Source organism: Streptomyces sp. NPDC110618 (genome assembly GCF_055657065.1).
Map to the genome: position 1 here is coordinate 13,693 of NZ_JBVKBN010000011.1, position 23,580 is coordinate 37,272.

Genomic DNA, 23,580 nt, shown 5'->3' on the forward strand with positions numbered 1-23,580 from the left:
GAGTTGTGGCGCCGGGGCGGGAGTTCCCCCCGGCGCCTTTCGTGTCACGGTCCGGGGTCGGCGGGCCGGGCTGTTCCGGCGCGTCAGTCGGCGCGTTCGCCGGGAACGGCAGGCGTCCATCGTGAACGGCCGCGCCCGTCGTGAGGGTGTGCGGCTGATCGCCCGTCAGTCCAACCAGTGCTGTCGGCCGATGCTGATGAGCCGCAGGCGTCGGGTGGCGATGCGGACGACCTCGTCCCGCTGGTCCTGCGCGTCCTTCTCCATGGTGTCCAGGAACAGGGACGCGGTGATGAGCATCTGGTCGACGTAGAGGTTGGCCAGCATCAGCAGGTCGTCGTCGCTCCATCCCTGTGCCAGCGGGTCCTTGGCGAGTTCGCGCTTGACCTCCTCGCCGAAGCGGGCGAGTTGGTCCTGGATGGCCTCGCGCACGGGCCGCACGCCGCCGTGCCGTTCGCGCGCGATGAAGCGGACATGGGCGGGGTGGGCGGCGACATGGTCGGCGATCAACTCGACGGCGCGGGCTATGCGTTCGTCGGGGGTGCCGTCGGCGGAGACGGTGACGCGGATCATCGCGTGCAGGCTGCCGAGCGCCTCCTCGACGAGGGCGACGCCGAGGTCGGCGGTGGAGCGGAAGTGCCGGTAGAACGCGGTGGGGGCGACGCCGACGGCGCGGGTGACCTCGCGCAGGCCCAGACTGCTCAGGCTCTGCCCCTCCAGCAGCCCCAACGCGGCGTCCAGGAGCGCCTGTCGGGTCTTCTGCTTCTGTGCCTGCCGGATGCCGAGGGTGTGACTCATGCCATGCAGTTAACAACTGTTCTCCGGAATTGAAAAGCCGTCGGGCACGCTAGACTCGGCAGTCAGTGAACAACTGTTACTGCAACCGTTCACCGAAACGTCGCGAGACGCATCTCGGAGGGGGATCCCATCCCATGCTGTTCCTCGTCGCCGCGCTCCTGCTGCTGGGCGTCGTCCTGGGCACCGTGGCCCACGCGCCGCTCGGCTTCACCGTCGTGACCGCCGTGATCATCGCCGCCTGGCTGAGCGTCTTCGCCGTCCGCGAGCGCCACGCCCGCCGCAACTGACCGCGGTCCACAAGGCCGCGGTCCCGATCACAGACCATCGACCGCACTAGGAGTCGACCGCATGCTGCACCTCACCGCCCCGACCACCGGCCACCGCCCGCTCACCCGGGACGCCGACGGCATGGCCGTCGCGTCCTTCATCCTCGGCCTGGTCGGCCTGCTCGTCCTCAACGTCGTCCTCGGTCCCATCGCCGTCGTGCTGGCCGCCGTGGCCCTGTGGCGGGGCACCGCCCGGCGCGGCCGCGCCTACCTGGGCCTGGCCCTGGGCGTCGCCGACCTGGTGGTCCTGCTGACGTTCATGCAGCTGGACAACACGGTGTCCTGGAGCTTCTGAGCCGGTTCCGGACGCTTCCGGAACGGCCGGAGCCCGTCCCCGCGCCAACCGGACAGGCCCGTAGAATCAGCTCACCATGGCTTACCTCGACCACGCCGCGACCACCCCGATGCTCCCCGAGGCGGTCGAGGCGCTCGCCGCGCACCTGAGCGTCACCGGCAACGCCTCCTCCCTGCACGCGTCCGGGCGCCGCGCCCGCCGTACGGTCGAGGAATCCCGCGAGACCCTCGCCGATGCCCTCGGCGCCCGGCCCAGCGAGGTGGTGCTCACCTCCGGCGGTACCGAGGCCGACAACCTCGCCGTCAAGGGCCTGTACTGGTCACGCCGGGACGCCGACCCGGCCCGCACCCGCGTGCTGGCCTCGCCCGTCGAGCACCACGCCGTCCTCGACGCCGTCCACTGGCTGGGCGAGCACGAGGGCGCCACCGTCGAATACCTCCCGGTCGACGCGTACGGCAGGGTCCACCCCGAGGCGCTGCGCGAGGCCATCGCCCGCAACCCCGACGACGTGGCTCTCGCCACCGTCATGTGGGCGAACAACGAGATCGGCACCGTCATGCCGGTCCGCGAACTCGCCGAGACCGCCGCCGAGTTCGGCATCCCGCTGCACGCCGACGCGGTCCAGGCCTTCGGGCAGCTCGACGTCGACTTCGCCGCCTCCGGACTCGCCGCGATGACCGTGTCCGGCCACAAGATCGGCGGCCCCTACGGGATCGGCGCGCTGATCCTCGGCCGCGACCACACCCCCGTCCCCGTCCTGCACGGCGGCGGCCAGGAGCGTCAGGTCCGCTCCGGCACCCTCGACGTGCCCGCCACCGCCTCCTTCGCCGTGGCCGGACGGCTCGCGGCCGAGCAGCGCGCGTGGTTCGCCCGGGAGATCGGCGCCCTGCGCGACGACCTGATCGAGGCGGTCCGCGCGGCCGTCCCCGACGCGATCCTCGGCGGCGACCCGGTGGACCGGCTCCCGGCCAACGCCCACTTCATGTTCCCCGGCTGCGAGGGCGACTCCCTGCTGCTCCTGCTGGACGCGCAGGGCATCGAGTGCTCCACCGGCTCCGCCTGCACCGCCGGGGTCGCCCAGCCCAGCCACGTCCTGCTCGCCACCGGCACCGACCCGGACCTGGCCCGTGGCACCCTCCGCTTCTCCCTCGGCCACACCTCCACGGAGGCCGACATCGAGGCCCTGGCCAAGGCCATCGGCCCGGCGGTGGAACGGGCGCGGGCGGCGGGGCTGTCGTAGGACGCGGGGGCGTCTTGCGCCTTCCCAGCGGCCGGGATTCTCCTTCCGGCGGCCGGGTTTCGCCTTCCGGTGGAGGGGTTTCGCTGTCCGGGCGGCCGGCTCTCGCCTCCCGGTGGCGGGGCGGGCGCGTGCCACGCCGCGCACGCCCTTGCCGCATACGGCGGCAAGCCGGACACCCCGCGTCGTGAACGTCGTAGCGCAGATCTTCGTCCTCGTCGCCGCCGTGACCCACCTCGTCGTCGGCGTCCTGGAACGCTTCTTCTACGGCCGCCCCGCGGTCCGCGAGTTCCTCACCACCTCGACCGCCGACGCCCCCGAGGTCACCCTGTGGCGGTCCGGGGTGGCCGTCTACAACCTCCTCCTCGGCGCCGGTCTGATCGCGGGATTCGTCGCTCTGCACACCGGCGACACCACCGTGGGCCGCACGCTGATCGTCTACCTGTGCGCCTTCCTCATCGCGTCCGCCGCGGTCTTCGCGCTCTCCTTCCCGCGGCTGTGGCGGGGCGCGCTCGGCCAGGGGCTGCCGCCCGCGATCGCCCTGGCCGCGGACCTGTTCTGAGCGGGTACGCCGCTCAGGCCAGCGCCGCGCGCGCCTCGCGCACCAGCTTCATGTACCGCTTCCAGTCCCAGTGTTCGCCCGGGTCCGTGTGGTCCGTGCCCGGCACCTCCACGTGGCCGATGATGTGCTCGCGGTCGACGGGGATGTCGTAGCGGGCGCATATCCGGGCCGTGAGGCGGGCCGAGGCCTCGTACATCTCGTCCGTGAAGTCCTCGGGGCGGTCCACGAAACCCTCGTGCTCGATGCCGACGCTGCGCTCGTTGTAGTCGCGGTTGCCCGCGTGGTACGCCACGTCCAGCTCGCGGATCATCTGCGTGACGCGGCCGTCCTTGCGGACGATGTAGTGGGCCGCCGCCCGGTGGTCCGGGTCCTGGAACGCCTTCACCGCGCTGGCGTGACTGCCCTGGGTGACATGGACGACCACCATGTCCACGCCGTAGTCGTCCGGCCGGTCCGCGCGCCGCCAGTTCGCCTCCGAGGCCGCCACCCAGCGCGCGCCCACGAAGTCGACCTCGCCCTCCTTGCGCGGCTTCTCCACGCCGGGCAGCCGCCACCACAGCCGCCCCAGCTCGTCGCGCGCGAGCACGGCGGTGCCCAGCGCGGCCGCCGCGCCGCCGATCAGCAGCGCGCGCCGGCCGATGCGCCGGTCCGTGTCCCTGGATGCCTTCCTCGCCCCCATGCGATCACCAACGGATATCCGGCGGCCCCGGTTCCCGCCAACCCGTACTCTGGAAGGGTTATGACTGACACCCCGCAGCGCCCTCTCCGTGTTCTCGCCGCCATGTCCGGAGGCGTGGACTCCGCCGTCGCCGCCGCCCGCGCCGCGGAAGCCGGCCACGACGTGACCGGAGTCCACCTCGCGCTCTCCGCGAACCCGCAGTCCTTCCGCACGGGCGCGCGGGGCTGTTGCACCATCGAGGACTCCCGGGACGCCCGCCGCGCCGCGGACGTCATCGGCATCCCCTTCTACGTCTGGGACCTCGCCGACCGGTTCCGCGAGGACGTGGTCGAGGACTTCATCGCCGAGTACGAGGCCGGGCGCACCCCCAACCCCTGCCTGCGCTGCAACGAGAAGATCAAGTTCGCCGCGCTGCTGGACAAGGCGCTCGCCCTGGGCTTCGACGCGGTCTGCACCGGCCACTACGCCAAGGTGATCGTCCGCGAGGACGGCTCCCGCGAGCTGCACCGCGCCTCCGACATGGCCAAGGACCAGTCCTACGTCCTCGGCGTCCTCGACGAGCGGCAGCTCGCCCACGCGCTGTTCCCGCTCGGCGACACCGTCACCACCAAGGACGAGATCCGCGCGGAGGCCGAGCGCCGGGGCCTGGCGGTCGCCAAGAAGCCCGACTCGCACGACATCTGCTTCATCGCCGACGGCGACACCCAGGGCTTTTTGGCCAAGCGGCTCGGCAGGGCCGAGGGCGACATCGTCGACGAGTCCGGCACCAAGCTGGGCACCCACGAGGGCGCGTACGGCTTCACCATCGGCCAGCGCAAGGGCCTGCGCATCGGCACCCCGGCCCCCGACGGCAAGCCGCGCTACGTCCTGGACATCTCCCCGGTCGACAACACGGTCACCGTCGGCCCGGCCGCCGCCCTGGACGTGACCGCGCTGACCGCGATCAAGCCCCGCTGGTGCGGCACGGCCCCCACCGGCCCCGGCACCTACACCGCCCAGCTGCGCGCCCACGGCGACGAGACCCAGGTGACGGCGGAGGTCGTCGACGGCGAACTCCGCGTCGACTTCGCCGAGCCGGTCCGCGGCGTGGCCCCCGGCCAGGCGATCGTGCTGTACGACGGCACGCGCGTCGTGGGCTCGGCGACCATCGCGTCGACCACGCGCGCGCACGCGGGCGTGGCCTGAGCCGTCACCCGGCGAAGAACTCCGCCAGCACCGGCGCCAGGACACCCGGCTCCACCATGTGGGTCTGGCCCTCCAGGACGCGGTACGTGCCGTGCGGGGCCGCCCCGGCGACCTCGCGGGCGGCGTCCCGCATCCACGCGGGGCTCGCGCCGCCCGCGACCGCCAGCAGCGGCACGCCGATCCGGGCCAGCCGCTCGCGCGGCACCCCGTCGTCGCCGAGCACCGCGGCGTCGTACGCGAGGCTCGGGGCGATGGCTTCCATGCCGGCCCACATCGGGGCCTGGCGGGCGCCCCGGATCATGTCCTCGGCGAGCCCGGTGAGCCGCAGGAACAGCTCCACGGCGTCCCCGCGGCGGCCCTGGGAGAGCGCCTCGGTGAGCCGCTCGGTGTAGACGGCCCACTGCTCCTTGCCGGCCTCGTCCATGGCGAACGGCGTCTCGTACACGGCGACCTGACGCACCGGCAGCCCGCTCGCCGCCGCCCGAAGGGCCAGCGCGCCGCCCGAGGAGACCCCGCACAGCGCCGCATCGTCACCCACCGCGCCGATCAGGGCCGCGAGGTCCTCGACCTCGCGGGCCACCTCGTACGGCGCGGTGTCCCCGCTCTCGCCGCGCCCCCGCCGGTCGTAGGTGACCACCGAGAACCCGTGCCCCGCCAGCGCCTCGGCCAGCGGGACCAGGGTCGCCCCCGTCGACATGGCCCCGCTGACGAGGACGACCACCGGGCCGTCACCGGTGCTCTGATGGGCGAGGGAGGTCCCGTCACGCGAAATGGTCTTCTGTCCCATGTCGGACAGACTGCCATCGGGCCCCGGACTAATCGGTCACAACACTTCCACGTCGTAGAAGCACAGGTGGCCCTTGATCTCGGCGACGTCCGGCTTGGGGTCGAGGTACGCCCACACCAGATCGGGCGTGTCGGGCAGCGACCAGTAGGAGGCCGTGCCCTTGAAGGGGCAGTACGTCTGGGTGTCGGAGGGGATGAGAGCGTCGAACCGGACGTCCTCACGCGGGAGGTAGTAGCGGACGGGACAGCCGGTCTCCTTGAGGATCAGCGGGCGTTCGCTCTCCGCCAGGACCCGGCCGCCGTGGACGACGCGCACGCGCCGTGTGCCCTGCTCGATCGTGATCGTGTGTCCTATGGCCATGAAGGGTGGAGCGTCGCCGGGGCGCCTGTTTCTTCCCGTGTCAGGCGGCTCTTCGCGGGCCGCGTACCGTTGCCCCATGCGCATCTGTGTCTTCCTCTCCGCCGCCGACCTCGACGAGCGCTACACCCGCCCCGCGCGGGAGTTCGCGACGCTGCTGGGCAAGGGCGGGCACACGCTCGTGTGGGGCGGCTCCGACGTCGGGCTGATGAAGGTCGTGGCCGACGGCGTGGAGGAGGCGGGCGGACGGCTCGTCGGGGTCTCCGTGGAGTTCCTGGCCGCGAAGACCCGGCCCGGTGTCGACGAGATGGTCATCGCCAAGGACCTCGCCGAGCGCAAGCGGCTGCTGCTGGAGAAGGCCGACGCCGTCGTCGTCATGGTCGGCGGCACCGGCACCCTCGACGAGGCGACCGAGATCCTGGAGCTGAAGAAGCACGGCCACACCGACAAGCCGGTCGTCCTGCTGAACACGGCGGGCTTCTACGACGGCCTCAAGGAGCAGTTCCGCCGCATGGAGGACGAGGGTTTCCTGCCCCGTCCGCTGGCCGAGCTGGTGTTCTTCGCCGAGGAGCCGGTGGGGGCGCTGGCGTACCTGGAGGAGAGCCAGGGCGTGGGGTGACCCCGCCGTGATGCGACGATGTCGGTCATGGCTACTCATGTGATCACCGGGGCCGGTTCCGGAATCGGCGCGGCCGTGGCGCGCCGCCTGCACGCGCGCGGGGACGACCTCGTCCTCCACGCGCGCAACGCGGCCCGGGCCAAGGAACTCGCGGCTGAATTCCCCGGCGCGCAGACGCTCGTGGGTGACCTGGACGACCCGGACAAACTGTCCTGGGCCTTCTCCCACCAGTCGCTCCCGGACCGGGTGGACTCGCTGCTGCACATCGCGGGCGTGGTGGACCTGGGCCGGGTCGGCGACCTGACCCCGAAGTCCTGGCGCCACCAGCTCAACGTCAACCTGATCGCCCCCGCCGAACTGACCCGGCACTTCCTGCCGCAGCTCAGGGCGGCCCGCGGGCACGTGATCTTCGTCAACTCCGGCGCGGGGCTCAACGCGCACGCGGACTGGTCGGCGTACGCGGCCTCCAAGCACGGCCTGAAGGCCCTCGCGGACTCCCTGCGCCACGAGGAGCACGCCAACGGCGTCCGCGTGACCTCGGTCTACCCCGGCCGCACCGCGAGCCCGATGCAGGCCAAGGTCCACCAGCAGGAGGGCAAGGAGTACGACGCCACGCAGTGGATCGACCCGGAGTCCGTGGCGACCACCATCCTGATGGCGCTCGACCTGCCCCGGGACGCCGAGGTCAACGACCTGACGGTGAGGCCGGGCCGGTGACGACGTTCGACTTCGCGCCCGCCACCGGCGTCGGCTCCCTGCCCGGCGGGGACGCCCGGGAGGCCGCGAAGACGGCCACGGGCTCCTTCGAGGACTTCCCCTTCCTCGCCGAGCTCCCCGCGCGCGGCCCCGGCGCCGACATGATCGGCCGCACCGCCGGAATGCTCGTCGAGCTGTACGCGCGCGTGGAGCCCAGCGGCTGGCGCATCGGCGACCGGCCCGGCCGGGACACCAAGCGCGCCCGCTCCTGGCTCGGCGAGGACCTCGACGCCCTGGAGGAGTTCACGCAGGGGTACGAGGGGCAGCTCAAGGTGCAGGCCGTCGGCCCCTGGACGCTCGCCGCCGCGCTCGAACTGAAGAACGGCGAGGCCGCCCTCTCCGACCCCGGCGCCTGCCGTGACCTGACCGCCTCCCTCACCGAGGGCCTGCGCCAGCACCTCGTCGAGGTGCGGCGGCGGGTGCCCGGCGCCGAGATCGTCCTCCAGCTCGACGAGCCCTCCCTGACCGCCGTCCTGCGCGGGCAGGTGAAGACCGCCAGCGGCTACCGCACGCACCGGGCCGTGGACCGGCAGGTCGTCGAGTCCGCGCTCCGCGACGTCGTCGGGGTTCACGACGGCGGGCCCGTCGTGGTCCACTCGTGCGCACCGGACGTCCCCTTCAACCTCCTGCGCCGGGCGGGCGCCGCCGCGATCTCGTTCGACTTCTCGCTCCTCACCGAGCGTGACGACGATGCCATCGGCGAGGCGGTGGAAGGGGGTACCCGGCTGTTCGCCGGTGTCGTCCCGGGCACGGACGGCCCATTGTCAGACCCTGCCGGTAGCGTCATGGGTGTCAGGACGCTGTGGCGCAGGCTGGGGCTGCGACCGGGGCTGCTCGCGGACGCCGTCACGCTCACCCCGGCGTGCGGACTCGCGGGCGCGTCCCCCGAGTACGCCCGCAGGGCGCTCGCCCACTGCGTCCGGGCGGCGAGATCCCTCGCGGACAACCCAGAGTAACGGGAGGACAACACGGTGGCCGGCGACAAGCAAGCGGAGACGACGGTGCCCGCCGAGGCGCGGGAAAAGCACGCCAAGCTCGCTGAGCAGATCGAGGAGCACCGCTTCCGGTACTACGTGAAGGACGCCCCCGTCGTCAGCGACGCGGAGTTCGACCGGCTGCTGCGTTCCCTTGAGGCGCTGGAGGAGGAGTACCCGGAGCTGCGCACCCCGGACTCCCCGACCCAGAAGGTCGCGGGCGCCTACGAGACGGAGTTCACCGCCGTCCAGCACCGCCAGCGGATGCTCTCCCTGGACAACGCCTTCGACGACCTGGAGCTCGCCGCCTGGGCCGAGCGCGTCCACAAGGACGTCGGCACCTCCGACTACCACTTCCTGTGCGAGCTGAAGGTCGACGGCCTCGCCGTGAACCTCACCTACGAGCGGGGCCGCCTCACCCGTGCCGCCACCCGCGGCGACGGGCGCACCGGCGAGGACATCACCCCGAACGTGCGCACCATCGCCGAGATCCCGGACCGGCTGTCCGGGGACGGCATCCCGGACCTCGTGGAGATCCGCGGCGAGGTCTACTTCCCGATGGAGGAGTTCGAGGCGCTCAACGCCCGCCTGGTCGCCGCCGGCGACAAGCCGTTCGCCAACCCGCGCAACGCCGCCGCCGGTTCGCTGCGCCAGAAGGACCCGCGGGTCACCGCCACCCGCCCGCTGCACATGGTCGTCCACGGCATCGGCGCCCTGGAGGGCTTCGAGGGCCTCGGCCGCCTCTCCCAGGCCTACGACCTGCTGAAGTCCTGGGGCCTGCCCACCTCCCGGCACAACAAGGTGGTCGACGACCTCGACGGGGTGCGCGCGTTCATCGCGTACTACGGCGAGAACCGGCACTCCGTGGAGCACGAGATCGACGGCGTCGTCGTCAAGCTCGACGAGATCCCGCTCCAGGGCCGCCTCGGCTCCACCTCCCGCGCCCCGCGCTGGGCGATCGCATACAAGTACGCGCCGGAGGAGGTCAACACCAAGCTCGTCAACATCCGTGTGGGTGTGGGCCGTACGGGCAGGGTCACGCCGTACGCCCAGGTCGAGCCGGTGACGGTGGCCGGTTCCGAGGTCGAGTTCGCCACCCTGCACAACCAGGACGTGGTCAAGGCCAAGGGCGTGCTCATCGGTGACACCGTGGTGCTGCGCAAGGCCGGTGACGTCATCCCGGAGATCCTCGGCCCGGTGGTGGACCTGCGCGACGGCAGCGAGCGCGAGTTCGTGATGCCCAGCGAGTGCCCCGAGTGCGGCACGCCCCTGCGGCCCATGAAGGAGGGTGACGTCGACCTGCGTTGCCCGAACGCGCGGAGCTGCCCGGCGCAGCTGCGCGAGCGCCTGTTCTACCTCGCGGGCCGCAAGTGCCTGGACATCGAGCACTTCGGCTACGTCGCCGCGGCGGCCCTCACCCGGCCGCTGGAGCCCGCGGAGCCGCCGCTCGTCGACGAGGGCGACCTGTTCGACCTCACCATCGAACAGCTGCTGCCCATCAAGGCGTACGTCCTGGACCAGGACAGCGGTCTGCCCAAGCGGGACCCGAAGACCGGCGAGGAGAAGATCGCCACGGTCTTCGCCAACCAGCAGGGCGAGCCGAAGAAGAACGCCCTCGCGATGCTGGAGAACATCAAGGCCGCCAAGGACCGCCCGCTCGCCCGGGTGCTCACGGGGCTGTCGATCCGCCATGTGGGACCGGTCGCCGCCGAGGCGCTGGCCCGCGAATTCCGCTCGATCGAGCGGATCCAGCAGGCCAGTGAGGAGGAGCTGGCGGCCACCGACGGGGTCGGCGCGATCATCGCGGCCTCCCTGAAGGAGTGGTTCGCCGAGGAGTGGCACCAGGAGATCCTGCGCAAGTGGCGGGCGGCCGGTGTCCGTATGGAGGAGGAGGGCTCCGGCGAGGACGAGGGTCCGCGCCCGCTGGAGGGGCTCACCGTGGTGGTGACCGGCACGCTGGAGCGCTACACCCGGGACGGCGCCAAGGAGGCGCTGCAGAGCCGGGGCGCGAAGGTGACCGGTTCGGTCTCCAAGAAGACCTCTTTCGTCGTTGTGGGTGACAATCCCGGTTCGAAGTACGACAAGGCGATGCAGCTGAAGGTGCCGGTTCTGAACGAGGACGGCTTCGCCGTCCTGCTGGAACAGGGGCCCGAGGCGGCGGCGGAAGCCGCGCTGCCGACGGAGGAGTAGGCGACGTCAGCGGTTGAAGGCCACCCGATCGGCGCATACCAGATGCATACGGGCGGCCGAGGCTCATTCGGGCAACCGTCGACGACCGGTGCCCGTGGAAGCCTTCTGCGGCCTACTGTTGAGATGTGCGCCTGCCGTGCCCAGCTGCGGTTGGGGCATTCCCTTGCTCTTGATGGGCCGGGGGACGGTTTTTCCAACGCGGTGCCGCTCAAGGACGTCGGGCAGCGGACCGCGTGGCGTGGGCACCGCCGGCTGTGAGAGGGACGGGAATGGAACCGACCGAGAGCGCCGCCCCGGACTCACGGCTGCGCCTGCGCCGGGTCACCGGCGCCTGGCGGGCGAGCCGCTGGTCCGGACGGGCCGCCGCACGCCCGGGCACGGCCGGGCAGGCACCCGGTGCGGACGGCCGCGGCGCCCGGCAGCTCACCGTCGAGCCGGTCGGCCTGCCCGGGAGCGAGGCCGAACGGCACCTGTCCTGGCCCGCGCTGCCCGCGGCGGTGGTCGCGGCGGCCGGCTTCGTGCTCGGCGCCGGGTTCTACCGCGCCTTCTCCGGCGACCACGCCCTCTTCCCGTCCGGCACCGTCGGCTGGTCGCTGGCGCTGCTCACCGGCATCATCGTCGGCCACCTGGTCGCCCTCGGACGGGCCCGCTGGTGGGGCGGCACCGGCTCCGGCGCCGCCCTCACCCTCGCCGTCCTGCTGCTCTACGGCTGGGTGCCGGCCGGAATGGTCAGCCTCACCGTCGTCGTCCTGGTCGGCATAGCCCGGCGCCACCGCTGGCGGCAGGGCATCCTGCACGGTTCGGTGGACATCCTCGGCATCGCCGTCGGCGCGCTGGTGCTCGCCGCGTTCGGCCGGGTGCCCTCCGTCGAGGAACCCTGGGACCCGGACACCTGGACCTTCTACACCGCCCCCGGCGTGGTGCTGGTGGCCGCCGCCTACCTGCTGGTCAGCCGCACCCTGCTGTGGTACCTGCACTCCCCGCGCACCAGGGGCCTGCCGACCGTCGCCCGCACTGCCCTGGTCAGACAGGGCCTGGTCGCGGTGGCCCTGCTCGGGATCGCCCCGCTGGTCTGCGTCGTCGCCATGGCCAAGCCGGTGCTGCTCCCGCTGTTCTCCATCCCGCTGATCGCCCTCGACTCCACGCTGTGGATAGCCCGGGCCCGCGCCGAGGAGCAACTGCGCGATCCGCTGACCGGACTGCCCAACCGGCAGTGGCTGCTGGAGCGGATCTGGACCGCGCTCGACGACGCCGAGCGGATCGGCGCCCGGTCCGCCCTGATGCTGATCGACCTCGACCGCTTTCGGTCCGTCAACGACACCCTCGGTCATCTCGCCGGTGACCGGCTGCTGCTCCAGATCGCCGACCGGCTCCGGCTGGCCCTGCCCCGGGGGGCCGAGGCGGCCCGGCTGGGGGGTGACGAGTTCGCCGTGTTACTGCCGGTCGCCGACTCCACGACCTCGGCGACCCGTGTCGCCCGCAGTCTGGTCGCCGACCTCAGCTCCCCGCTCGACCTCGACGGTCTGACGCTCGTGCTGGAGGCCAGCGCCGGAGTCGCCGTCTTCCCCGACCACGCCCTGGACGCCGAGGGCCTGCTGCGCCGCGCGGACGTGGCGATGTACCAGGCCAAGCGGGACCGCACGGGCGTGGAGGTGTACGAGTCCAAGCGGGACTCCAACACCCCGGACCGGCTCGGACTCCTCGGCGATCTGCGCCGGGCGCTGGACGCGCACGAGGTGCAGCTGCACTACCAGCCCAAGGTCCGCTTCGACGGGCAGGTCGCGGGTCTGGAGGCGCTGGTGCGCTGGGTGCACCCGGAGCGCGGCAAGGTGCCGCCGGACGAGTTCATAGCCATCGCCGAGTCCTCCGGACTCATGCCCTACCTCACCGAGTACGTGCTGGAGACCGCGCTCGGCCAGGTCGCCAAGTGGCGGGCGCAGGGGCTGTACGTCCCGGTCGCCGTCAACGTCTCCCCGCGCGACGTGCACACCCCCGGCTTCGCCGGGTCCGTCGCCGCCCGCCTGGCCCGGCACGGAGTTCCGGCGGGAGCGCTCCAACTGGAGATCACCGAGCACGTCCTGCTGGAGGACCCGCAGCGCGCCGCCGACACCCTCGCGGGTCTGACCGGGCACGGCGTGAAGATGTCCCTGGACGACTTCGGCACGGGCTACTCCTCGCTGGTCCATCTGCGCCGGCTCCCCGTCAGCGAGCTGAAGATCGACCGCTCCTTCGTGGCCCGCCTCGCCGTCGACAACGAGGACGCCGAAATCGTCCGCTGCACGGTCGACCTCGCCCATTCCCTCGGCCTCCTGGTCGTCGCCGAGGGCGTGGAGGACGACGAGACCTGGGAACGCCTGCGCGACCTCGGCTGCGACGCGGTCCAGGGCTGGCTGGTCGCCGCCGCGATGCCGCCGGAGGAGACCACGGCGTGGCTCCGGGCCCGGGGTTCGCGGGGGTGGCAGCGCCCGGCGGCGGCGCTGCCCGCGGCGGCTTCGGACGATCCGGGGCGGGTCGGGTAGGACGGCACCGGCTGGTCTGGCTGGGGGAAGGCAAGGGCTGGTACGGCCCGCCCGCGCGTATGTACGTCGGTGGGTGGGCGTTCGGTTTGCCCACCCCTGCGGAAACCGTTTCACGGGCACACGCCCCCGCCCCATAGGATGGAGGGCCTGGCGCCACATTCCCGCCTGCCGTGCGACGCCTGGCACGCACGCTCGCCGCGTTGCCGAATCGTCCACGTGGCTCCGCCACGAGGACGCTCCGGCGCCTTGCGATCGCACGCGCCAGACGCCGCACGGCCCGCCCTTCGGGCGGACGACGGGAATGCGACGCCAGGCCCTCGGCCCAAACCACACACACTCACCCCAGAGGATCGCTGCATGCCTGGCATCACGCGCGAGGAGGTCGCCCACCTCGCCCGGCTGGCGCGTCTGGAGCTGAAGCCCGAAGAGCTTGAACACTTCGCCGGCCAGCTGGACGACATCATCGGCGCGGTGGCCCGCGTCAGCGAGGTCGCCGACCAAGACGTACCGCCGACCTCGCACCCGCTCCCGCTGACGAACGTCATGCGCCCGGACGAGGTCCGTCCCTCGCTCACCCCCGAGCAGGCGCTCTCCGGCGCCCCGGCCCAGGAGCAGCAGCGTTTCAAGGTGCCGCAGATCCTGGGGGAGGACTAACCGCCATGACGGAGAACGTCAACATCATCAAGCTCACCGCCGCCGAGACCGCCGCGAAGATCGCTTCCGGCGAGCTGACGGCGGTCGAGGTCACCGAGGCCCACCTCGCCCGGATCGAGGCTGTCGACGAGAAGGTGCACGCTTTCCTGTACGTCGACCGCGAGGGCGCCCTCGCGCAGGCGCGTGCTGTGGACGAGAAGCGGGCCCGGGGCGAGAAGCTCGGTCCGCTCGCGGGCGTCCCCCTCGCGCTGAAGGACATCTTCACCACCGAGGGCATCCCCACGACCGTCGGCTCGAAGATCCTGGAGGGGTGGATCCCGCCGTACGACGCCACCCTCACCAAGAAGCTCAAGGCCGCTGACGTCGTCATCCTCGGCAAGACCAACATGGACGAGTTCGCCATGGGGTCCTCCACCGAGAACAGCGCGTACGGCCCGACCGGCAACCCCTGGGACCTCACCAAGATCCCCGGCGGCTCCGGTGGCGGTTCCTCCGCCGCGCTCGCCTCCTTCCAGGCGCCCCTCGCGATCGGCACCGACACCGGCGGTTCCATCCGCCAGCCGGCCGCCGTGACCGGCACGGTCGGTGTGAAGCCGACGTACGGGGCGGTGTCCCGGTACGGCATGGTCGCCTTCTCCAGCTCGCTGGACCAGGGCGGTCCCTGTGCCCGTACCGTCCTCGACGCCGCCCTGCTGCACGAGGTCATCGCCGGGCACGACCCGATGGACTCCACCTCCATCGACGCCCCGGTCCCGCCGGTCGTCGAGGCCGCCCGCAACGGCAGCGTCCAGGGCATGCGCGTCGGCGTCGTCAAGCAGTTCCGCGGCGAGGGCTACCAGGCCGGGGTCATCCAGCGCTTCGACGAGTCCGTCGCACTGCTGAAGGAACTCGGCGCCGAGATCGTCGAACTGGACTGCCCGTCCTTCGACCTCGCGCTCTCCGCGTACTACCTGATCGCGCCCTCGGAGTGCTCCTCCAACCTCGCCCGCTTCGACGGCCTGCGCTACGGCCTGCGGACCGGCGACGACGGCACGCACTCCGCCGAGGAGGTCACCTCCCTGACCCGCGAGGCCGGCTTCGGCCCCGAGGTCAAGCGCCGCATCATGCTCGGCACGTACGCCCTGTCCAGCGGCTACTACGACGCCTACTACGGCTCCGCCCAGAAGGTCCGCACCCTCATCACGCGGGACTTCGGAAGGGCCTTCGAGCAGGTCGACGTGATCGTCTCGCCGACCACCCCCACCACCGCCTTCCCGATCGGCGAGCGCGCCGACGACCCGATGGCGATGTACCTCGCGGACCTGTGCACCATCCCCACCAACCTCGCGGGCAACGCGGCCATGTCGCTGCCCTGCGGTCTGGCCCCGGAGGACAACCTCCCGGTCGGTCTGCAGATCATCGCTCCGGCGATGCAGGACGACCGCCTGTACAAGGTGGGCGCCGCGGTCGAGGCCGCCTTCGTGGAAAGGTGGGGCCACCCGCTCCTGGAGGAGGCTCCGTCGCTGTGAGTGCACTGTCCAAGGCCAAGGGCTTCAAGAAGTCCCGTTCCGGTCTCTACGTCTCGATGGCCACCTCGGCGTTCGGCGCCTTCGGTGTCTACAAGCAGATCAAGAAGGCCCGTGGCGACAACGACACGCTGCGGCTGCTCGACGCCGTGGTGACCGGCGCCGCGGTCGTCACCAACCTCGCCATTCTCTACCGCGAGCTGAAGCGGCTGGGCGACGACGACGTCCTGCTGGGCTGAGAGGGAAGTTTCACCGTGACCACCACGACCGACCTGGTGTCGTACGAGGACGCGCTGGCGTCGTACGACCCCGTCATGGGCCTTGAGGTCCATGTCGAACTCGGCACCAAGACCAAGATGTTCTGCGGCTGTTCGACGGCCCTCGGTCAGGACGCCAACACCCAGACCTGCCCGGTCTGCCTCGGCCTGCCCGGCGCTCTCCCGGTCGTCAACGCGACCGGCGTCGAGTCCGCCATCAAGATCGGCCTCGCGCTGAACTGCGAGATCGCCGAATGGTGCCGCTTCGCCCGGAAGAACTACTTCTATCCGGACATGCCGAAGAACTTCCAGACCTCCCAGTACGACGAGCCGATCGCCTTCAACGGCTACCTCGACGTGCAACTGGAGGACGGCGAGGTCTTCCGCGTGGAGATCGAGCGCGCCCACATGGAGGAGGACACCGGCAAGTCGACGCACGTCGGCGGTGCCACCGGCCGTATCCACGGCGCCTCGCACTCGCTGCTGGACTACAACCGCGCGGGCATCCCGCTCATCGAGATCGTCACCAAGCCGATCGTCGGTGCCGGCGAGCGCGCCCCCGAGGTCGCCCGCGCCTACGTCCGTGAGCTGCGCGAGCTCATCCGTGCCCTCGGGGTCTCCGAGGCGCGCATGGAGATGGGCCAGATGCGCTGCGACGTGAACCTGTCGCTGATGCCCAAGGGCAGCGAGAAGTTCGGCACCCGCAGCGAGACCAAGAACGTCAACTCGCTGCGCTCCGTGGAGCGTGCCGCCCGCTTCGAGATCCAGCGGCACGCGGCCGTGCTCTCCTCCGGGGGCACGATCGTGCAGGAGACCCGCCACTTCCACGAGGACACCGGCACCACCACCTCGGGCCGGGTGAAGGAGGAGGCGGAGGACTACCGCTACTTCCCGGAGCCCGACCTGGTGCCGGTCGCCCCGTCCCGCGAGTGGGTCGAGGAGCTGCGCGCCGGTCTGCCGGAGCTGCCCCTGGTGCGCCGCAACCGGCTGCGCGAGGAGTGGGGCATCTCCGGCACCGACATGCAGGCGATCCTCAACGCCGGTGCGCTGGACCTGATCGTCGCCACCATCGACGCCGGTGCCGACGCCGCCTCCGCCCGCAAGTGGTGGATGGGCGAACTGGCCCGCAGCGCCAACGAGTCCGGCAAGGCGCTGGACGAGCTGGCGATCACCCCGGCGCAGGTCGCCCGGGTCACCGAGCTGGTGGCGAAGGGGGACCTGAACGACAAGCTGGCCCGTCAGGTCATCGAGGGCGTCCTCGCGGGCGAGGGCACCCCGGACGAGGTCGTCGACAAGCGCGGTCTGAAGGTCGTCTCCGACGAGGGCGCGCTCACGGCGGCCGTCGACGAGGCCATCGCCGGCAACCCGGGCATCGCGGACAAGATCCGCGGTGGCAAGGTGGCCGCGGCCGGTGCCCTGGTCGGCGCGGTCATGAAGGCGACGCGGGGTCAGGCCGACGCGGCCCGCGTCAAGGAGCTGATCCTGGAGAAGCTGGGCGTCACCGAGGGCTGACCCGGATTCACCGCCGAAGGGGTGCACCGATGTTCGGTGCACCCCTTTGTCGTACGTGTCGACCTGTCGTACCTGTCGACGGTCAGGTGGTGGCGAAGTCCGGCAGCTCCGTGGAGAGCAGTCCCTCCGCGGCGCCGTCGAGCATCCGGGCCGTCTCCGTGGAGCGGGGGAGCATGGTGCTCTCGTAGGCGCGGACCGCTTCGGCGACGGTGTCGTGCCGCGTCAGGGCGAGGGCGAGCTCGCAGGCGTCCAGCATGGCGAGGTTGACGCCGACGCCGAGCGGGGGCATGAGGTGGGCGGCGTCGCCGAGCAGGGTGACCGTGGGGTTGGGCTCCCAGGTGTGCGGGACGGGCAGGGCGAAGATCGGGCGGTCGACGTAGGGGCCGTCGTTGTCGCTGATCAGCCGGCGCAGTCGGGGTGACCAGTCGCGGTAGCGCTCCAGGAGGCGGGCGCGGATGCCGTCGGTGTCCTGCGGGGTGAGGCCCTCGGCGGGGATCCAGTCGACGGGGACGCGCTGGATGACGTACACGCGGATGTGGTCGCCGCCGTTGCGCTGGGCGAACAGGCCGCGTTCGCCGTCGGCTCCGGCGGCGCTGCCCTGGCCGACGAGTTCGGCGATCTCGGGGTGGCGGGTGGTGACGTCGTGGAACCAGGCCTCCAGGAAGCTGATGCCGGTGTACTGCGGGGTGGCCGGGGACAGCGCCCGGCGGACCCGGGACCAGGCGCCGTCGGCGCCGATGACGAGGTCGCACTCCACGCTGGTGCCGTTGGTGAAGCGCAGTCGGCGGGGGCCCTCGGCGGGGCCGTCGACTGCGTCCAGGGTGTGGTCCCAGCGGACGGTGCCGGGCGCGAGCGAGTCGAGCAGCAGGGAGCGCAGCAGGCCGCGGTCGATCTCCGGCTTGAACCGGTCGTCCGGCTCGGGGAGGTGGTGGAAGAGGACCGTGCCGGCCGGGTCGAGCTGCCGCATCTCCTGTCCCTCGGGGCGGGAGAGCCGGAAGAACTCCCCCAGCAGACCGGCCTCGCGCAGGGCGATCTGGCCGTTGTCGGCGTGCAGGTCGAGGGTGCCGCCCTGGTCACGGGCGTCGGGGCCGGGGTCGCGGTCGTAGACGGTGGCGGCGATGCCGTGCCGCTGGAGGATGCGGGCGCAGGTCAGGCCGCCGGGACCGGCGCCGACGATGGCGATGCGGGGTGCGGGGGTCGGATTCATGGCGTGCTCCATCCGTCGTGTGGGTGACAGGGGTGCAGAGAAAGGGGAAGTGAGGCGGCCGGGCAGTGCCGCGCAGCCGCTACTTCAGAAAAGCACACCGAGTAAATAAGTGCAACGACTCAACTTTTGAAGTCGGTCAACCGTGGGTTAGGGTATGGGCATGCCCAGCTCGACCACTGACCCCGCGACCGGTTCCGCGCCCGCCCCTGTCGGGCGCCGCGAACGCAAGAAGGCCGCCACGCGTCAGGCCATCGCCGACGCCGCCCTGCGGCTGTTCCTGGAGCGTGGATACGACGCGGTCGGCGTCCGCGAGATCGCGGACGCCGCCGACGTGTCGACGACCACACTGTTCAAGCACTTCCCGGTCAAGGAAGCCCTTGTCTTCGACGAGGACGCCGACCAGGAGGCCAGTCTGCTGGCCGCCGTGCGGGAGCGGCCCGAGGGGCAGTCCATTCCTGCCGCGCTGCGCGAACACGCACTCAGCGCCCGGCTGGCCTCCGAGGGCGGGGACGCCCGCTTCGCCGCCTTCCTCGAACTGGCGGCCAGCACCCCCGCCCTGCGCGACTACGGCCAGAAGATGTGGCTGCGGCACGCCACCGCCCTCGCCCGGGTCATCGCCGAGGAGAGCGGCCTGGCCCCGGACGACCCGGCCTGCACGGCCCTGGCCCACTTCGCCCTCGAAGCCCCCCGCGTCGCCTACGCCCACGACGACCCACGTCAGGCCATCACCAGGGCCTTCGACCTCCTGGAACAGGGCTGGAGCGCCCTCGCCCGCACGAGCTAGGGGTACGGGGGTACGGGGGACCTACAGCCGTCGCCCGACCACCCGTACGAACCCCAGGGCCCGCCCCTCGTCGGCGCGCACCATCTCGGCGACCTGGCGGGCCATCGTGCGGTGGAACTCCTCGGGGCTCTCCTCGGCGACGACCTCGCACCACAGCAGCCAGTCCCGCCAGCCGTCCTCCAGCCAGTCCGCCGTCTCCACCTCGACGGCGCCGCTGCGTGTCCAGTGGCGGCGCCACCAGCCGGGGGAGTGGAAGCACCAGTAGTCCGGCTCCCACCACTGCTTCAGATGCCCCGGCGGCTCCACGCCGTCGATCTCCTCGCGCAGGGCGGGTACGACGATGCCGACCCGCCCGCCCGGCTTCAGCAGGCGGGTCAGGGTGGGCAGGTAGAGGTCGTTCGTGCCGAAGTACTGGTAGGCGTCGACGCTCACGATCGCGTCGAAGCTCGCCTCGGCGAACGGCAGGTCGTGCGCCTCGGTGTGCACGGGCAGCACCCGGTCGGCGAAACCGGCCTCGGCGATGCGCCGGGCGTTGTCGTCCGCGGCGATCCACAGGTCGGCCGCGGTGACCTGGGCGTGGAACTCCCTGGCCAGGAAGACCGAGGTCATCGCCCGGCCGCAGCCGAGGTCAAGGACGCGGGCGCCGGGGGGAAGGGCGTCCAGACCCAGGGCGGGTGCGAGCCACTCCAGCAGCCACAGGGCGTTCGGGCCCATCTGGTTCTCGACGACCCAGCGGGCGTCGTAGGCGTTGCTGCGCGGGTAGCGGGCGTGGGTCAGCCGCTCGGTGAGGGCCTGGTCAGAGGTCCTCGGGGTGATGGTGTCCGACATCGGTGAACGGGCTCCTTGAGTCCTGGAAGACGGAAAGGGATACGGAGGAGCTCGCTCCGACGCTCAAACAACACACCTGCTTTGATCATGGGCCGGACGGGTTCCGGCCGTTTCGACGGGACACGCTACGCTCCCCGGCCATGAGCGGTCGCACCAATTCCGAGAACCCCGCGGACATAGCCGAGACCGAGCAGGCCGGGCAGGCGGACCTGACCGAGAGGACCGGCCCGGACGACGAGGCGGATCTGGTCGACGAGGCCGGCGTGGACGACGACCCGGACGACGACCCGGACGAGGTGCGGGACGCGCGGCGGGCCCGTTGGATCGCCGTCGCGGCCGGGGCCCTGCTGACCCTGGCCGGCCTCGCCGCCGCCACGCTGCGCGCCATCGGCTCCGCCCCGGCGCTCGTCCCGGCCGCCTACGCCCTGGGCGCCCTCGTCTGCGCCCTCGCCGCTCTGCTCGGCTCCCGTGGACGCACCCGCCGGGCGCTGTGGCTGCTGGTCGGGGGCGTGTCCGTGATGGCGTTCGGGGATCAGTTCGACTGACCTGACACGGTGGCCGTTACTGTCCTGTGATCTGCCTCCCACTCCTGTGAATAAGCCCACGAACGGGCTAAACGATCACTTTCACCTGCAAGAGTGGACTCCGCATTGCTCATGCGTTCTTTGCTGGCCGTTCATCCCATGAGCGACTGAACCCGGTCAAAGATCCGTAGTCCCCACCCCCCGGGAGCACGTTCGTGGCAGCCCTCGCACGCTGGTGTGTCCAGCGCCGCCTTGTCGCCGTACTGCTGTGGCTCCTCGCCCTCGGCGGGGTGAGCGCCGCAGCCGCCGTCGCGGGTTCCGCGTACTCCAACGACTACGAGGTCGCCGGCACCGAGTCCGGCCGCGCCACCCAGCTCCTGCGCGACGGCTTCCCGGACCTCGGCGGCGACAGCGACACGATCGTCTGGCACACCGACTCCGGCACCGTGCGGGCCGCCGACGTCCAGCAGACGATGGACCGCACCCTGGAGAAGATCGCCGAACTGCCCGGCGTGGCCGCCGTGTCCGGCGCCTCCGACGACAGCGGCGCGACCCGGGTCAGCGCGGACGGACGTACCGCCTACGCCACCGTGACCTTCGAGGACCGGGCCGAGAACATCGACCCGGGCGAGGTCCGGGCCGTCGTCGACACCGCGAAGGACGCCGAGACCGACGGGCTCCAGGTGGAGCTCGGCGGCAGCGCCGTAGCCCTCACCGAGTCCTCCGGCGGGCACATCGCCGAGGTCGTCGGAGTGGCCGTCGCCGCGGTCGTCCTCTTCCTCGCCTTCGGCTCCCTCGCCGCCTCCCTGCTGCCCATCGCCACCGCACTCGTCAGCGTCGGCACCGCCTACGCGGGCACCGTGCTCCTCGGCCACGCCATGACGCTGGCCGACTTCGCGCCCATGCTCGGCATGCTGATCGGACTCGGCGTCGGCATCGACTACGCCCTGTTCATCGTCACCCGGCACCGACGCGGACTGAAGCGCGGACTGCCTGTCACCGAGTCCATCACCAACGCCGTCGCGACCACCGGACGGGCCGTCGTGTTCGCGGGTGCCACCGTTTGCATCGCCCTGCTGGGCATGCTCATCCTGCGGCTGAACTTCCTCAACGGCGTCGCGATAGCCGCCTCGCTCACCGTGGTGCTCACCGTCGCGGCCTCCGTGACCCTGCTGCCCGCCCTGCTCTCCTTCATCGGCATGCGCGCACTCAGCCGCCGCGAACGCCGCCGGCTCACCGAGCACGGCCCCGAACCGGAGGTGCCCACCGGGTTCGCCGCCCGCTGGTCCGCCTTCGTCGAACGCCACCCCAAGCTGCTCGGCGCCCTCGCCCTCGCCGTCATCACCCTGCTCGCCCTGCCCACGCTCTCCCTGCGCCTGGGCACCTCCGACCAGGGCAACAACCCCGAGACCGCCACCACCCGGCAGGCCTACGACCTGCTCGCCGACGGCTTCGGCCCCGGCGTCAACGGCCCGCTGACCCTGGTCACCGAGGTCGACGGCGGCGACGACCGGCTCGCCCTGGAAGGCCTGGACGCGACCCTCCGGTCCACCGAGGGCGTCGCCTCCGCGACCCCGGTGACCTTCAACGCCTCCGGGGACACCGCCTATCTCACCCTCGTCCCCGAGTCCTCGCCGCAGTCCCAGCAGACCAGCGACCTCGTCGAACGGCTGCGCACCGAGGTGCTGCCCCGCGCCGAGACCGGCACCTCCCTCGACATCCAGGTCGGCGGCGTCACCGCGGGCTACGACGACTTCGCCGACGTCATCGTCGGCAAGCTGCCCCTGTTCGTGGGCGTCGTCGTCGGCCTCGGCTGTCTGCTGCTCCTGCTCGCCTTCCGGTCCGTCGGCATCCCGCTGAAGGCCGCCGCGATGAACGTCGCCGCCGTGGCCGCCGCCTTCGGCGTCGTCGTCGCGATCTTCCAGTGGGGCTGGGGCAGCGAGCTGCTCGGCCTCGGCCGCGCCGGGCCCATCGAGCCCTTCCTCCCCGTGATCATGGTGTCCGTCCTGTTCGGGCTCTCCATGGACTACCAGGTGTTCCTGGTCAGCCGGATGTACGAGGAGTGGCTGGAGACCGGCGACAACCGGCGCGCCGTCCGCATCGGGCTCGCCGAGACCAGCCGCGTGATCAACTCCGCCGCGGTCATCATGATCTCGGTCTTCCTCGCCTTCGTGCTCAGCGGCGACCGCGTGATCGCCATGTTCGGCATCGCCCTCGCCGCCGCCGTCGCCCTGGACGCCTTCGTCCTGCGCACCCTGCTCGTCCCCGCCCTCATGCACCTCCTCGGCGGCGCCAACTGGTGGCTGCCGCGCTGGCTGGACGCCCGTCTGCCGCGGATCAGCATCGAGCCGCCCGAGTGCCGCGCCGCCCATGAGAGGCTGGCCCAGGTCGTGGAGGAGTTCGACGAGGAGCGGCGGGACGATGTACGCGATATCGCTGGGTGACGACGGCGCCGAACTGCGCCCCCTGGAGCCCTGGCACGCCGAGGAGTTCCTGGCCCACCTGGAGCGCGGCCGGGACTTCATCAACCAGTACATCCCCTTCGCGTCCAAGGCCACCGACACCGCCGGCGCCCGCGCGGTCCTCCAGCGCTACGCCGACATGCGCGCCGCCGACACCGGCTCCCTGCACGGCCTGTGGCTGGACGGCAAGCTCGTCGGCGGGGTGCTGTTCCTGAACTTCGACGCCGAGGCCGGCAACTGCGAGATCGGCTGCTGGCTGGAGCCCGCCGGGACCGGCCGCGGGCTGGTCACACGCGCCGCGCGCGTCCTGCTGGACTGGGCGTTCGGTGAACGCGGCATGCACCGGGTGGAATGGCACGCGGCGAGCGCCAACACGGCCAGCGTCAACGTGGCGCGGAGGCTCGGCATGACCCGCGAGGGCGTGCAGCGCGAGAGCTTCCCGCACCGGGGTGCCCGCCTCGACATGGAGATCTGGGCGATCCTGGCCCCCGAGTGGCCCGCGGCCCGCGCGCGCCTCGCTCACAACGATCATTAAGAAACCTCTCAGAGAGCCTCCGTACGGTGCG

At 71.8% G+C, this 23,580-nt stretch carries 24 protein-coding genes; 18 read left to right on the forward strand and 6 right to left on the reverse strand.

The genetic code is table 11. The features are described from left to right. Positions 1–165: 165 nt before the first annotated feature. Positions 166–795 carry a TetR family transcriptional regulator gene (locus tag ACZ7L7_RS19795; RefSeq protein WP_285513571.1) on the reverse strand — a complete coding sequence of 210 codons (630 nt, stop codon included), beginning with the start codon at positions 793–795 and terminating at the stop codon, positions 166–168. A 134-nt stretch (positions 796–929) separates the two neighbouring features. Between ACZ7L7_RS19795 and ACZ7L7_RS19800 the strand changes: the two genes are divergently transcribed. The 4 genes from ACZ7L7_RS19800 to ACZ7L7_RS19815 all read left to right on the forward strand — a co-directional run bounded on the left by ACZ7L7_RS19800 (position 930) and on the right by ACZ7L7_RS19815 (position 3,215). Then, positions 930–1,082 carry a hypothetical protein gene (locus ACZ7L7_RS19800; protein WP_285513572.1) on the forward strand — a complete coding sequence of 51 codons (153 nt, stop codon included), beginning with the start codon at positions 930–932 and terminating at the stop codon, positions 1,080–1,082. A 64-nt stretch (positions 1,083–1,146) separates the two neighbouring features. After that, positions 1,147–1,416: a DUF4190 domain-containing protein gene (locus ACZ7L7_RS19805; RefSeq protein WP_453607703.1), complete on the forward strand. Its 270-nt coding sequence runs from the start codon at positions 1,147–1,149 to the stop codon at positions 1,414–1,416. Positions 1,417–1,492: 76 nt separating this feature from the next. Then, on the forward strand, positions 1,493–2,656 hold the full coding sequence (locus ACZ7L7_RS19810; protein WP_472076686.1) for a cysteine desulfurase family protein: 1,164 nt from the start codon (positions 1,493–1,495) through the stop codon (positions 2,654–2,656). A 184-nt stretch (positions 2,657–2,840) separates the two neighbouring features. Then, positions 2,841–3,215, forward strand: coding sequence for a DUF1304 domain-containing protein (locus ACZ7L7_RS19815; protein WP_471427570.1), 375 nt, complete (start codon positions 2,841–2,843; stop codon positions 3,213–3,215). Between the two features lie 13 nt (positions 3,216–3,228). Here the strand turns inward: ACZ7L7_RS19815 and ACZ7L7_RS19820 are convergent, their stop codons facing one another. Next, positions 3,229–3,894: an N-acetylmuramoyl-L-alanine amidase gene (locus ACZ7L7_RS19820; RefSeq protein ID WP_285513576.1), complete on the reverse strand. Its 666-nt coding sequence runs from the start codon at positions 3,892–3,894 to the stop codon at positions 3,229–3,231. Between the two features lie 60 nt (positions 3,895–3,954). Between ACZ7L7_RS19820 and mnmA the strand changes: the two genes are divergently transcribed. Next, on the forward strand, positions 3,955–5,079 hold the full coding sequence (gene mnmA, locus ACZ7L7_RS19825; protein WP_285513577.1) for a tRNA 2-thiouridine(34) synthase MnmA: 1,125 nt from the start codon (positions 3,955–3,957) through the stop codon (positions 5,077–5,079). Positions 5,080–5,083: 4 nt separating this feature from the next. On the opposite strand, the gene ACZ7L7_RS19830 is transcribed toward mnmA, so the two are convergent. Together ACZ7L7_RS19830 and ACZ7L7_RS19835 are read right to left on the reverse strand one after the other, a co-directional pair. Continuing rightward, positions 5,084–5,866, reverse strand: a complete 783-nt coding sequence (locus ACZ7L7_RS19830) for an alpha/beta fold hydrolase (RefSeq protein ID WP_285513578.1) — start codon at positions 5,864–5,866, stop codon at positions 5,084–5,086. A 36-nt stretch (positions 5,867–5,902) separates the two neighbouring features. Next, entirely contained in the window at positions 5,903–6,226 is a 324-nt protein-coding gene (locus tag ACZ7L7_RS19835) for a DUF427 domain-containing protein (protein WP_285513579.1), read from the reverse strand. Between the two features lie 76 nt (positions 6,227–6,302). Here ACZ7L7_RS19835 and ACZ7L7_RS19840 point away from each other — a divergent pair, with 76 nt between their 5' ends. The 9 genes from ACZ7L7_RS19840 to gatB all read left to right on the forward strand — a co-directional run bounded on the left by ACZ7L7_RS19840 (position 6,303) and on the right by gatB (position 17,209). Next, a complete protein-coding gene (locus ACZ7L7_RS19840; RefSeq protein WP_285513580.1) occupies positions 6,303–6,842 on the forward strand; it encodes an LOG family protein in 540 nt (179 codons plus the stop codon). A gap of 27 nt (positions 6,843–6,869) precedes the next feature. After that, positions 6,870–7,559, forward strand: coding sequence for an SDR family oxidoreductase (locus ACZ7L7_RS19845; RefSeq protein ID WP_471427566.1), 690 nt, complete (start codon positions 6,870–6,872; stop codon positions 7,557–7,559). Beyond that, positions 7,556–8,554 carry a methionine synthase gene (locus ACZ7L7_RS19850; protein ID WP_471427564.1) on the forward strand — a complete coding sequence of 333 codons (999 nt, stop codon included), beginning with the start codon at positions 7,556–7,558 and terminating at the stop codon, positions 8,552–8,554. The genes ACZ7L7_RS19845 and ACZ7L7_RS19850 overlap by 4 nt, the downstream gene beginning before the upstream one ends. Before the next feature lie 15 nt (positions 8,555–8,569). After that, entirely contained in the window at positions 8,570–10,762 is a 2,193-nt protein-coding gene (ligA, locus tag ACZ7L7_RS19855; protein ID WP_285513583.1) for an NAD-dependent DNA ligase LigA, read from the forward strand. 269 nt (positions 10,763–11,031) lie between these two features. After that, a complete protein-coding gene (locus ACZ7L7_RS19860) occupies positions 11,032–13,281 on the forward strand; it encodes a putative bifunctional diguanylate cyclase/phosphodiesterase (RefSeq protein ID WP_285513584.1) in 2,250 nt (749 codons plus the stop codon). Positions 13,282–13,638: 357 nt separating this feature from the next. Beyond that, on the forward strand, positions 13,639–13,935 hold the full coding sequence (gene gatC / locus ACZ7L7_RS19865) for an Asp-tRNA(Asn)/Glu-tRNA(Gln) amidotransferase subunit GatC (protein ID WP_030231941.1): 297 nt from the start codon (positions 13,639–13,641) through the stop codon (positions 13,933–13,935). A 5-nt stretch (positions 13,936–13,940) separates the two neighbouring features. Further along, the gene (gene gatA, locus ACZ7L7_RS19870) at positions 13,941–15,443 is read left to right on the forward strand and encodes an Asp-tRNA(Asn)/Glu-tRNA(Gln) amidotransferase subunit GatA (protein WP_471427562.1); all 1,503 of its coding nucleotides are present in this window, start codon (positions 13,941–13,943) and stop codon (positions 15,441–15,443) included. After that, a complete protein-coding gene (locus ACZ7L7_RS19875; RefSeq protein WP_285513586.1) occupies positions 15,440–15,679 on the forward strand; it encodes a hypothetical protein in 240 nt (79 codons plus the stop codon). The genes gatA and ACZ7L7_RS19875 overlap by 4 nt, the downstream gene beginning before the upstream one ends. Before the next feature lie 15 nt (positions 15,680–15,694). Then, entirely contained in the window at positions 15,695–17,209 is a 1,515-nt protein-coding gene (gene gatB, locus ACZ7L7_RS19880) for an Asp-tRNA(Asn)/Glu-tRNA(Gln) amidotransferase subunit GatB (RefSeq protein WP_285513587.1), read from the forward strand. A gap of 82 nt (positions 17,210–17,291) precedes the next feature. Here the strand turns inward: gatB and ACZ7L7_RS19885 are convergent, their stop codons facing one another. Further along, the gene (locus tag ACZ7L7_RS19885) at positions 17,292–18,416 is read right to left on the reverse strand and encodes an FAD-dependent oxidoreductase (RefSeq protein ID WP_472076691.1); all 1,125 of its coding nucleotides are present in this window, start codon (positions 18,414–18,416) and stop codon (positions 17,292–17,294) included. Between the two features lie 160 nt (positions 18,417–18,576). On the opposite strand from ACZ7L7_RS19885, the gene ACZ7L7_RS19890 reads away from it, so the two are divergent. Continuing rightward, positions 18,577–19,200 carry a TetR/AcrR family transcriptional regulator gene (locus ACZ7L7_RS19890; protein WP_285513589.1) on the forward strand — a complete coding sequence of 208 codons (624 nt, stop codon included), beginning with the start codon at positions 18,577–18,579 and terminating at the stop codon, positions 19,198–19,200. Positions 19,201–19,221: 21 nt separating this feature from the next. On the opposite strand, the gene ACZ7L7_RS19895 is transcribed toward ACZ7L7_RS19890, so the two are convergent. Next, complete coding sequence (locus ACZ7L7_RS19895; RefSeq protein WP_471427557.1) at positions 19,222–20,028, reverse strand: SAM-dependent methyltransferase; 807 nt, start codon at positions 20,026–20,028, stop codon at positions 19,222–19,224. Between the two features lie 140 nt (positions 20,029–20,168). Here ACZ7L7_RS19895 and ACZ7L7_RS19900 point away from each other — a divergent pair, with 140 nt between their 5' ends. The 3 genes from ACZ7L7_RS19900 to ACZ7L7_RS19910 all read left to right on the forward strand — a co-directional run bounded on the left by ACZ7L7_RS19900 (position 20,169) and on the right by ACZ7L7_RS19910 (position 23,549). After that, positions 20,169–20,573, forward strand: a complete 405-nt coding sequence (locus ACZ7L7_RS19900; protein ID WP_471427555.1) for a hypothetical protein — start codon at positions 20,169–20,171, stop codon at positions 20,571–20,573. Between the two features lie 194 nt (positions 20,574–20,767). Continuing rightward, positions 20,768–22,996: an MMPL family transporter gene (locus ACZ7L7_RS19905; protein WP_453606607.1), complete on the forward strand. Its 2,229-nt coding sequence runs from the start codon at positions 20,768–20,770 to the stop codon at positions 22,994–22,996. Further along, positions 22,974–23,549, forward strand: a complete 576-nt coding sequence (locus ACZ7L7_RS19910) for a GNAT family N-acetyltransferase (RefSeq protein WP_285513593.1) — start codon at positions 22,974–22,976, stop codon at positions 23,547–23,549. The genes ACZ7L7_RS19905 and ACZ7L7_RS19910 overlap by 23 nt, the downstream gene beginning before the upstream one ends. Positions 23,550–23,580: the final 31 nt, after the last annotated feature.